The organism is Devosia nitrariae (genome assembly GCF_030160115.1).
GTDB classification, from domain to species: domain Bacteria; phylum Pseudomonadota; class Alphaproteobacteria; order Rhizobiales; family Devosiaceae; genus Devosia; species Devosia nitrariae.
In genome coordinates this window covers 105,622-116,061 of record NZ_BSNS01000023.1, presented here as the reverse complement: position 1 = coordinate 116,061, position 10,440 = coordinate 105,622, and the positions used below count along the sequence as shown (strand labels likewise).

At 65.9% G+C, this 10,440-nt stretch carries 13 protein-coding genes; 4 read left to right on the top strand and 9 right to left on the bottom strand.

Translation table 11 applies throughout. The annotated features are described in order from the left end of the window. A partial coding sequence (locus QQK18_RS22780; protein ID WP_284342695.1) for a TOBE domain-containing protein occupies positions 1-455 on the top strand: 455 nt, incomplete at its 5' end. A 365-nt stretch (positions 456-820) separates the two neighbouring features. Here the strand turns inward: QQK18_RS22780 and QQK18_RS22775 are convergent. Then, entirely contained in the window at positions 821-1,150 is a 330-nt protein-coding gene (locus tag QQK18_RS22775; protein WP_284342694.1) for a TfoX/Sxy family protein, read from the bottom strand. Positions 1,151-1,165: 15 nt separating this feature from the next. After that, positions 1,166-1,558 carry an MAPEG family protein gene (locus tag QQK18_RS22770; protein WP_284342693.1) on the bottom strand — a complete coding sequence of 131 codons (393 nt, stop codon included), beginning with the start codon at positions 1,556-1,558 and terminating at the stop codon, positions 1,166-1,168. A gap of 102 nt (positions 1,559-1,660) precedes the next feature. Between QQK18_RS22770 and QQK18_RS22765 the strand changes: the two genes are divergently transcribed. Then, complete coding sequence (locus QQK18_RS22765; RefSeq protein ID WP_284342691.1) at positions 1,661-2,053, top strand: winged helix-turn-helix transcriptional regulator; 393 nt, start codon at positions 1,661-1,663, stop codon at positions 2,051-2,053. Between the two features lie 290 nt (positions 2,054-2,343). Here QQK18_RS22765 and QQK18_RS22760 read toward each other — a convergent pair whose 3' ends face one another. Both QQK18_RS22760 and QQK18_RS22755 read right to left on the bottom strand, forming a co-directional pair. Further along, a complete protein-coding gene (locus QQK18_RS22760; protein WP_284342690.1) occupies positions 2,344-2,562 on the bottom strand; it encodes a hypothetical protein in 219 nt (72 codons plus the stop codon). Positions 2,563-2,698: 136 nt separating this feature from the next. After that, the gene (locus tag QQK18_RS22755) at positions 2,699-3,802 is read right to left on the bottom strand and encodes an AraC family transcriptional regulator (protein ID WP_284342689.1); all 1,104 of its coding nucleotides are present in this window, start codon (positions 3,800-3,802) and stop codon (positions 2,699-2,701) included. A gap of 74 nt (positions 3,803-3,876) precedes the next feature. Here QQK18_RS22755 and QQK18_RS22750 point away from each other — a divergent pair, with 74 nt between their 5' ends. Beyond that, complete coding sequence (locus tag QQK18_RS22750) at positions 3,877-4,671, top strand: class I SAM-dependent methyltransferase (RefSeq protein WP_284342688.1); 795 nt, start codon at positions 3,877-3,879, stop codon at positions 4,669-4,671. 169 nt (positions 4,672-4,840) lie between these two features. Beyond that, the gene (locus QQK18_RS22745; RefSeq protein ID WP_284342687.1) at positions 4,841-5,143 is read left to right on the top strand and encodes a hypothetical protein; all 303 of its coding nucleotides are present in this window, start codon (positions 4,841-4,843) and stop codon (positions 5,141-5,143) included. A gap of 337 nt (positions 5,144-5,480) precedes the next feature. Here QQK18_RS22745 and QQK18_RS22740 read toward each other — a convergent pair whose 3' ends face one another. The 5 genes from QQK18_RS22740 to QQK18_RS22720 all read right to left on the bottom strand — a co-directional run bounded on the left by QQK18_RS22740 (position 5,481) and on the right by QQK18_RS22720 (position 10,233). Further along, positions 5,481-5,819 carry a hypothetical protein gene (locus QQK18_RS22740; protein ID WP_284342686.1) on the bottom strand — a complete coding sequence of 113 codons (339 nt, stop codon included), beginning with the start codon at positions 5,817-5,819 and terminating at the stop codon, positions 5,481-5,483. A 135-nt stretch (positions 5,820-5,954) separates the two neighbouring features. Continuing rightward, a complete protein-coding gene (locus QQK18_RS22735) occupies positions 5,955-6,947 on the bottom strand; it encodes an adenosine kinase (protein ID WP_284342685.1) in 993 nt (330 codons plus the stop codon). Positions 6,948-7,065: 118 nt separating this feature from the next. Next, positions 7,066-8,250: a methionine adenosyltransferase gene (metK, locus tag QQK18_RS22730; RefSeq protein ID WP_284342684.1), complete on the bottom strand. Its 1,185-nt coding sequence runs from the start codon at positions 8,248-8,250 to the stop codon at positions 7,066-7,068. A 42-nt stretch (positions 8,251-8,292) separates the two neighbouring features. Next, a complete protein-coding gene (locus QQK18_RS22725; RefSeq protein ID WP_284342683.1) occupies positions 8,293-8,541 on the bottom strand; it encodes a hypothetical protein in 249 nt (82 codons plus the stop codon). A gap of 3 nt (positions 8,542-8,544) precedes the next feature. Continuing rightward, on the bottom strand, positions 8,545-10,233 hold the full coding sequence (locus tag QQK18_RS22720; RefSeq protein WP_284342681.1) for a glycine/sarcosine N-methyltransferase: 1,689 nt from the start codon (positions 10,231-10,233) through the stop codon (positions 8,545-8,547). Positions 10,234-10,440: the final 207 nt, after the last annotated feature.

The following is a 10,440-nucleotide window of genomic DNA, read 5'->3' as shown; positions in this document are numbered from 1 at the left end:
TGACCATGGCCGACAAGATCGTGGTGCTGCGCGATGGCGTCGTCGAGCAGGTGGGCTCGCCGCTTGATCTCTACGACACGCCGCGTACCGAATTCGTTGCCGGCTTCATCGGCAGCCCCAGGATGAACTTCCTTGCCGGCGAGCGCGCCCGCACGTTCGACGCCGCCCGCATCGGCGTGCGGCCGGAGCATATCGACATCGTGGCCGACGGGCCGTGGAGCGGGACGGTGACGCATGTGGAGCGGCTGGGCTCGGATACGTTCGTTTATCTCGATCTTGATCAGGGCGGGCGGCTGACGGTGCGGCTCGAGGGGAAGACGGCGATCGCGCAGGGCGAGGTGGTCGCCCTGGGGCCGACGGGGCCTGTGCACCGGTTCGATGGGGAGGGGCTGGCGGTTTCGAAAGGGGGCGGCGGTATGATCGCGGGAAGCAAACTCTCCACCCACCGGGTTTGATTGTTGCGACCCGGGTTCGAGGCACCATTCCTCACCACCCACCGGCTGTCATCCCGGCGAAGGCCGGGGCCCCAGCCCTGAACACATCAACGGGACGGCGAGATCGGTTATCGGCGATCGCTGGTGCCCTGTTCACACATCTTGCGGCTGTGGTGGTATCTCAGGCTGGATCCCGGCCTTCGCCGGGATCAGAGACACCCTGCAACCTCAGAGTTGATGACATCGGGGTGGTGGGGCGCTGGTGGCAGGAGCCGAAGTCTCAGCGGAGTCGGGGAAGAGCACCATCCATCCTCGCCCAACGGATGCCATCCCGGAAGACTTCAAGGGGTAGGGGGAGATCGATTATCGAAGCAAGAGGGCCCCAGCTATCCCTTCGCCGGCAACCCTGCAACAAACTCCAGCCCCCGCTGAACCCAACCGGCGAGCGCCGCGTCGCTCGCGAACCCCGCCGGGTCGACCAGCACGAAGCCGGTGGCGGGGCGGGTGCCCATCAGCATCGGGCGCACATGCGGCTTGGTGAGTGCCGCTTCGTACGCGTCACTCCCGACGCGAACCATCAGCGCCTCGCCCATCACGCCGGCGAACATGTGGCCGCGCGCCATGAAGCACAGGGCGCCCATCATCTTCCTTTCGGCGAAATCCCGGCCCAATAGGCTCTTCTGCACACGCTCGGCCGTTGCCTGGTCATAGGCCATGGTGCCGCCCTCCGCTCAGGTCAGCACCTGCCACAGCAGCATGGCGATACCGACGATGCTGGTGGCAAACAACGCCGAGCGCAGGCCAGGGATGCCGAGCGCATAAACCGGCACATAGAGGACCCGCGCCGTCAGCCAGACCACGGCGCCGATCGCCGTCCATTGATTGTTGAGGCCAGCGAATTCGACCATGAGGATGGCGGTCGCCGCGATCGGGAAGGTCTCGAGGAAATTGGCCCGGGCGCGCGTCAGCCGGCCGACGAGCGGGGCGGGCGGCGGCACGGCTGCGTCGCGCGGCGACAGGCCCCAGGAAAGGCCGTACTGGCGCGTCGCCAATTGCGCGGCAACGAAGATCTGGACGACGCCGAGGATGCAGCCCAGCGCCAGCACGGTCAGCTCGATTCCCATGGTTTTTCCTCCCCCCCGGTTGGCTTCCAGTGCGTAAGAGAGTTCTATTCGCCGTAGTACGTTTCTGTAAATACGGACAAAAAGGGTAGCATGAACAAGACCATGACCGAGTCGAGAGGGCCGGCGTTCTCGTCCCTGACGGGACTCGATATGAGCCACATCAGGCTCTGTCCGGCGATCGCCTTCAACCAAATCCTCAACGGGCGCTACAAGCTCCATATCCTGTGTGTGCTTTACGGCGGCCCGCGCCGCTACGGCGAGATCGGCCGCTCGCTGCTGCACGGCAGCCTCAACCGGCCGATCACGCCGCGGATCCTCAGTCGGGAATTAAAGCAGATGGAGGAACGCGGGCTGATTACCCGCAAGGCCTATCCGGTGGTGCCGAAAAGGGTGGAATACAGCCTCACCGAGCGCGGGCGGGCTCTGGTGCCGGTGCTCGCGGAGATCATCCGCTGGGGGTCGAGCGGCGTGCACGAGGAGATTTTGGGGGTTTAGGCAGGAGGGGTGGGGCCGTTGGGAGGCGCCGTCCCTCGCCACCCACCGGGTGTCCTCCCGGCGAAGGCCGGGACCCAGCCTTGAACGCATCTACGCACGCAGAAAGTGCGGTTTTGGTCATGTTTCGCGCCCTGTTCACATACCTTGCGGCTGGCGCCGTATCTCAGGATGGGTTCCGGCCTACGCCGGAATGTCATCGAGGTGGTGGGAACAGCGGTGAAAGAGCCGCGGCGCCGGGATGACCTCGGGAGTGATGGAGCGTCGATGGCACGCACCAGGTGACCGCGCTGTTAACGCTCGCTCCCCTGACGCTCCGATGCCGTACCCGAAGCATCATTCTCCCACCTGACGCCGCCGCGGCCATAGGCGAATTCGTAGGCAGTCTCGATGACCTCCTCGATGCGCAGCCGCAGATCGACCGACGCTACGTCGTCGGGCTCGGGCAGGGCGTAGAGGGCCTGCTCGAGCTCGGTGCAGGCCCGCAGCATGATGGGATCCGGCGTCTTCATGGCGCCTGACCTAGCGCCGCGAATCGAACGAATTTGCGGCAGGGAACGGCGCGATTTGATGCAAAGTCGCATCCTGCTGGCGGGCCTCGAAAAACTGCGGCACTCCGAAGAGGAACTTAACTGCACACATTCGGACTCAGTCGGTTCCAGCGGCACGGTCTCGCCACACGGCGGGCGAGACGCCGACGGCCTTCTTGAACGCCCGGCTGAAGGCGGCTTCGGATTCGTAGCCGATCTCGCGTCCGACGGCCGCCACCTTCATCGAGCTGTCGGCGAGAAGTCGCGCAGCGATCTGCATGCGCCAGAGCGTGCGATATTGCATCGGCGCATGCCCCACGAGTTGCGTGAAGCGCGCAGCCAGCGCCGCGCGCGACAGGCCGGCATGGCGTGCCAGCTCGGCGAGGGTCCAAGGGTGGGCGGGGCGCTCGTGGATCATTGCCAGTACCCTGCCGATCGAAGGATCGCGCAGGCCCGACAGCCAGCCGGTCTGGTGTGCCGGCAGGCTCTCCAGGTACTGCCGCATCACCTCGACGAAGATGAGTTCGCTGAGCCGCAGGCGAATGGACTGGCCGCCGGACCGCGGCTGTCGCGCCTCCGCAAGGGTGAGGCCGATCAGCTGGCTCAGCAGGTCGTCGCCCCCGGTCTCGGCCCGCCTCACGCGCAGCAGGCGCGGCAGGGTCGACAGCACGGGGTTGAACGGACGCATGTCGCAGCCGAGAAAGCCGCACACGAATTCGCAGTGCGGCTCGCCGCCCCCACCCTCCCTGGAGACGAAAGGCAGCTTGCCCGCCGCCATGTCGCGCAGATACTCCATGGTCTCCCCGGCATCGAATTCCGGGGCCTGGCCGGGTGAGCTGAGCATCGAGTAGGGGTCGCCATGGGGGAGGACGAGAACGTCTCCGGTCTCGAACCAGGTGGACGCGACGCCGGGGATGTTCGCCCACCCGGAGCCCTTCAGGATGACGTGATACGATACGACATGCTGGGCGCGCGGCAGGATGATGGAAGAAAAGGCCGCCGCCGGCGGCACCTCCACGCCCCAGGGGAGGGACGCGTCCACCAGGAAGAATAGTGCCCCGGTCAGCCTTACCGTGCGCAGGACGTCCGAGAGAGGGTCACCGCCGGGCGTCTCGCAGCGCCATGGCGGCTCTACCGGTGCGGCGTCAGCCCGCCGTCCGGCACGTAAGATCATGGACGGTGCGGCAAGCGACAAAGACGTATGGTCATGGGCCTGGACCATGGCCGAAGCATACCCTGAGCGCTCAGGCATATCCACCGGGTATGCCGCTTTGACGATCAGGTGGAGGCAAGACCATGAACACGCTCGAACAAACGCACAGCCCCGCGGAAGTCTACGATGCCCAATTCGTGCCGGCGCTTTTTGCCCATTGGGGACCGGTCGTCGCGGCGGAGGCGGGGGTGCGGGAAGGCGACCGCGTACTGGACGTCGCCTGTGGCACCGGCGCGCTGGCGCTTGCGGTTGCAAAGATCGTTGGCCCGGCGGGTTCGGTCGTCGGGCTGGATGCCAATCCGCAGATGCTCGCCGTGGCGCGCCGCAAGCCAGCCGAGATCGAGTGGCTGGAAGGAAGGGCCGAGGCCTTGCCGCTGCCCGACAAGAGCTTCGATGCCGTCGTCAGCCAGTTCGGCTTCATGTTCTTCGAGGACAAGCCGGAGGCGCTGCGCGAGATGATGCGGGTCCTTAGACCTGGCGGCAGGCTGGCGGTCGCCGTATGCGATGCGGTCGAGCACTCGCCGGGCTACAGTGCCTTTGCGCTGTTACTCGACCGTCTCTTCGGCCAACAGGTCGGCGACGCCTTCCGGGCCCCGTTCAGCCTCGGCGATGCCGAACGGCTGCGTGCGATCTGCCGCGAGGCCGGGATCGAGGGCGCCGAGATCGTGCAACGCAACGAAAAGGTACGGTTCGCGTCGATCGGCGCGCTCGTGTCCACCGAACGTGCCTGCGTGTGGACGCTTGGCGGTGTGCTGACCGACGAGCAGTTCGAGCGGCTTCTCGATGCATCGGAGACGGCACTCGCACCATTCGTGGTCGAAGACGGAACCGTCGAGTTCGACATGCCTTCGCTGGTCATCAAAACGCAAAGACGCTAGGTGCCGCAACGTTTGTTGCGAAAAGCCGGTGTGAGGCGGGTCTTCCCGCTGCAGAACCGGGCAGTCTTGCGCGTCGGGGCTGGCTGAACGGCGGGGTCAGGGCAGGTTCAGGCCGAAGGGGCGAGGGTCAGGCGCGGCCAACGGGGCCGCGTTCCACAAGGAGAGAGAAATGACCCACTACCCGACGATCACCCGCACCAACCTCACCCGCGCCGTGGCGCTCGCGGCGGCGATCGGGCTCTTTGCCGGGCCGGCGGCCGCGCAGACGTTCCGTGCGGTGACACCCAACCCGCCCCCGCCGCAGCCGGGGCTTGGCCTCTCGAGCGGACAGGAGCCGGTCGCCGACGAGCATTGCGGACCCGGTCATGTGCCGTGCGACTCGATCTTCGAGGATTACTGCGCCAAGGTGCTGCACGGCCACATGTCGGACGAACAGGGCTGGGGCGGCAAGACCTGCTTCGAGCCGTCCTAGAACGCGATGCGACCTGGCACGGGGCCGCCTGCCGGCCGGCCCCGTGCCGGCAGATCATCAGGACCGGTATGAGGCGCCCTAACTCACCCCAGCCACCGGCTGTCACCCCGCACAGGGGCCCCAACCGACTCCACGCCACGCGTGGGAAGACCGGTTCGCTCGCGATCTCGCCCTGCACGCACATCTTGCGGCTGGCGCGGTATCTCAGGCTGGATCCCAGCCTTCGCTGGGATGACGTCGGGGATGGTGAGGCGTCGGTGAAGGAGCCGGAGGCTGGAGTGAGGCACCAAACCCACTCCATCAGATAGGTGCGTAAGGGGTGCGCAATTGCGCGGCGTTACAGATGGGTACCTGCCGCCCTCTCGCGGTCGAGCCCGAAGGAACAGTCGCCCTTGCTGCGCGAGAGGATGATCGGAAGCCCGGCAACCGAGCTCAAAACCTGCGCCCGGGCGAGCCCGTCCTCGGCGCGCATGGGCCCTTCGATGCGCCATTCTCCGTCCGGCAGGCTTCCGAGGATCGCGTAGCCTATCCTGGCCATCCCCCCGTCGATGACCAGCTTGATGCGCCGGGGGTCGCGGTCGCGCAGCGGAACCGTGCGCGCGGGAACGTCTATTGCAGAAAATTCCGCCGGACGCGCGAGGGGCCACGCGAAAGAGGGAAGGGAAGGGCGTGACATGGTGGCCTCGGCGGTTGATGCCAAGAGCAAAGCCCGTGGGGCGCGCCGAGTCCAGCTAGCAGTGTCGCTTGATGGCTGCTTGTGAGGCGTTGGAGGGCAGGGCGGGGGCCGTGCATCGCCCCCGCCCCTTTCGGCTCAGGCCGCGGGCAGCGAGATGGCCCGTGCGGCGGCGCCGTCGCGGGCGCCGAAATGGCCCAGAACACCGGCGGCGAGCCTGGCGCCGATCAGGCCGGCCTCGGCGATATCGCGGCCGCGGGCGAGTTCGCTGAGAAAACCGCTGGCATAGGCGTCACCCGCCCCGGTGGAATCGACGACCCTCGTCACCGGCACCGCTTCGACGTGCACCGGCTCGCTGCCATCGGAGACGAGGGAGCCTTTCTCGCTCTCGGTGACGGCGGCGATGGCGACGTGTCCGAGCGCCCATTTCAGGGCCGTCGCGGTGTCGTCCTCACCGGCCAGCGCGCCGATCTCGACATGGTTGCCGATCAGGATGTCGGTATGGTCGGCAACGAACGCCAGCATGCCGTCGCGGTTGCGCTCGACGCAGGCGGGATCGGAGGGCGTCAGTGCGATGCGGGCGCCCGTCGCCCGGGCGAATTGCGTCGCCGTTTCGATGACCGCGTGGCCTTGCGGTGCATCCCACAAATAGCCTTCGACGAAGAGGATGTCGCAGCCCTCGAACTGGTTGGCGCAGATGTCGGATGGGGCCAGCGTGACGGCGGCGCCGAGATGGGTGCTCATCGTGCGCTCCCCGTCGGCGGTGACCAGCACGACGCAGCGGCCGGTGCCGATCTCGTCCGCCGACCCTTCCGCGACCGGCGCGGCAATGCCCATGCCGTCCATCTCCTGCCGGAATGTGCGGCCGAGATCGTCGTCGGCGATCTTTCCGAGATAGGTGCCGCGCAGGCCGCTATCGGCCATGTGCGCGATGGAGTTGGCAACCGACCCGCCCGACTGGCGGAAGCCCGGTCCGACCTCGGCAAAGAGCGCATGGGCCGCATCGGCATCGACCAGGTGCATGCCGCCTGGTGTCAGGCCATGCCGGCCGATCACGTCCGGATCGACCGGGGCGACGACATCCACCAGGGCGTTACCGACGCCCACGATATGCGGTTTGGTTCGGCTCACGGGCACCTCCCCGATACGGGCACGTGCTCGGAGAAGGGGCCTTCGACGGTGATGCCGACGCGATCGGTTTTCACGGGTCTGTTCATGTCTGTTCGCCTTCCGGGTTGGGGCGTTTCGCTCACTCGGCCGCCTGGGTGGCGCCGAAGGCACGGGCCAGTTCGTCTGCCAGATCCGTCTTCTCCCAGGAAAAGCCGCCGTCGCTGTCCGGCTTGCGGCCGAAATGGCCGTAGGCCGAGGTGCGGGCGTAAATGGGTTTGAGAAGGTCCAGATGCTTGCGGATGCCGCGCGGGGTCAGGCGCACCATCTCGCGCAGGACCAACGACAGCCTGGCATTGTCCACGCGTCCGGTGCCGAGTGTCTCGACGTAAAGTGCGACCGGCTCGGGCATGCCGATGGCATAGGCAAGCTGGATCTGGCACTTGTCGGCGAGGCCCGCGGCAACGACGTTCTTGGCCAGATAGCGGGCGGCATAGGCCGCCGAACGATCCACCTTGGTCGGATCCTTGCCCGAGAAGGCGCCGCCACCATGTGGGGCCGCGCCGCCATAGGTGTCGACGATGATCTTGCGGCCGGTGAGCCCGGCATCGCCATCCGGCCCGCCGATGACGAACTTGCCGGTCGGGTTCACGATCAGCCGGTCGTCGGGCACCGTCCAGCCTTCGGGGAAGACCGCAGCGACGTAGGGCTTGACCAGTTCGCGCACGTCATCCTGGCTGAGGCCTTCGGCGTGCTGGGTCGAGACCACGACGGTGTCGACCCCGACGGGCTTGCCATTGCGATATTCGAGGGTCACCTGGCTCTTCGCGTCGGGGCCGAAATTCGGCTGGCTCCCGGCTTTGCGGTCCTCGGCCATCAGCCGCAGGATGCGGTGCGAGAACTGGATGGGAGCGGGCATCAGTTCGTCGGTTTCGTTGCAGGCATAGCCAAACATGATGCCCTGATCGCCGGCGCCCTCCTCGCCCTTGTCGCCTTCATCGACCCCCATGGCGATGTCCGACGACTGCTCGTGTAGCAGGTTGTTGACGGCGCAGGTCTTCCAGGAAAAGCCCTTCTGCTCGTAGCCGATATCCCTGATCGCCCGGCGCGCGATCTCCTCGATGTGCTGGCGCAACTCGTTGGGGCCGCGCACTTCGCCGGCAATGGTGACGTGGTCGGTGGTGGCCAGTGTTTCGCAGGCCACGCGGCAGTCCGGATCGGCGGCGAGATACGCGTCCAGCACAGCATCCGAGATCCTGTCGCAGACCTTGTCGGGGTGTCCTTCAGATACGGATTCACTGGTGAAAAGCCAGGTGTCGTTGCTCATCTTCGTTTCCTCTGTCTTGTGCGGTGGAAGGGTTGGTCGCGATCAGGCGATCTTGCGTTCGATCTCGCCCTGCGCAGCGTTGCGCTCGGTCAGGTCGATCCCGGTGTGACCGGGCGCGAGCTGAGCAGTGCGAGCGGGATTGTCGATTCTCCGCCGGTTTTCGGCGGGAACAGCGCGAACGAAACGTCTTTGGGTGTCCGGGACGAGGCCCGCCCATGCGGATTGCTCCGTGGGTGCTTTGTGATCCTCAAAGGCAACAGAGCCGGGTGGCAAAATGCCACCCGGCTCCATGGATCACGCGGGCTTGCGGAACAACTGGATGCCCCAGGCCAGGTAGCCGGCATCGGCCGCCTTGACCCAGTTGGCGAGGCCCACCGTCATCTTGTCGAGATAGGCGGCGGACGCGCCGTTCTCGCGCAGCTTGTCGTAGTTGGCGACCAGCTCCTCGCGCACCCGGTCGTAGTGGGTGCGCAAATGATGGGTCATCTCCTCCTGTCGCAGCACTTCGAAGCCGCGCGCCTCTGCCGCTTCGCGATAGAATCGGAACGAGGCGAGGCTCTTGAGCTGCACCCGGTCATAGACGGGCTGCAGCACGCCCTCGGGCACGTCGTCGGCCTGACAGGGGTCGGTGAAGACAAAATGACCGCCGGGCTGCAGCACGCGCCAGACCTCTGCGAGCACCTTCTCGCGCTGGTCGGAGTGCAGGATCGCGTCCTGACTCCACACCAAGTCATAGCTGGCGTCGGCTTCGGGGATGTTTTCGAACGCGCCGTGGACGATAGCGATGTTCTCGGCGAGGCCCGCCTGACGCGTCCTGGCGCGGTTGTAGTCGTTCTGCGTCTCGGAGATGTTGAGGCACGTTGCCGTGCAGCCATGGTTTGCCACCACCCGGCGCATCGACCCGCCGTAGCCGGCGCCGATATCGAGGATGCGCGTCGACTGGCCGAGGCCGGGAACGAGGGCCGCCATGCTGTCGACGGTTTCGTCGCTGGCGGCGCGAATGTCCCTGGTGTTCGTGTAGATGCCGATATGCAGGTCTTCGCCGCCCCAGATGGTGGAATAGAAGGTGTCGGCGTCGTTGCTGTCGTAATAGGTCTCGGCGATCTCACGCACATCCTTCTGCCCGGTGTCGCGCGTGCCATCATCCCAGCGCACGAGATGCAGCGCCGACTTCTCGGCCACATGGATAAAGAAGTCGGGATCGTTCTCCGCGTAGGTTTCCTGAAAGTCGCCATAGGTGCGCACGCGCTGGAAGCCCGCCTCGGACAGCAGACGGCGCACGTAGTTCTTGCGGATCGGGTGGAGGTTCAGCGTGTACTGCGCCCCGTCGGGGAAGCTGTAGAGCATCCGCACGAGTCCCTCATCGATATGGGCGGGCTCGGCGCTGACCTTGTCACCGCAGTAGTAATACTTGTGCTTTGTGGAAAAGCCCTCGTCGAGCATGGTGTCGTAATTGCGCTGGTCGAGGATCAGGACACCGTCATGCTTGAGCGCGGCGTAGAATTCGGCGAGCGCGCGGCGGCGGTCCTGCTCTTCGTGCAGATGTGTGAACGAGTTGCCGAGGCATATGATCGCGTCGTACTTGCCCTGGATGTCGCGGTTGAGCCAGCGCCAGTCGGCCTGCACGGTCTTGAGGATCAGGCCGCGCGCCTGGCCGTTCTCGAATGCCTTGGCCAGCATCGAGGCCGAACCGTCTGCTGATGTGACGTTGAAGCCTGCATCGCGCAGCCGCACCGAATGGAAGCCGGTGCCGGTCGCCACATCGAGCACGGTCTCCTTGCCGCGGGCCCTCAGCACGTCGATGAAGAACTGGCCCTCACTTTCGGCGCGTGCCTGCCAGTCTATCAGTTCGTCCCACTTCTCGACGAAACTCATCACGTATTCGTTGCGATACTGGTCCGTCTCCCGAACCTTAAGGGGATTGTCGCCATAGAGTTGGTCGGTCAGGGTGAGTTCGGTGTTCATCGCATTCGAATCGGACATGAAGTCTCCTCTCTTGCTTGTCGTACTCGTGGATTTAGGTCGCTCCGGCTCGGCTTGAGCTCGGCTTGCGGCGAATGCAGGCGCACAATTTCAGGTCGGCGGTGGCTGGATGGTGAGTGCGGCGCAAGGCCACGGCGCGGCCCGGGACGTTTCCGCCTCGGGATGATGCTGCCACCACATCGTTCGATTTGCTGGGCGCCCTGTCTC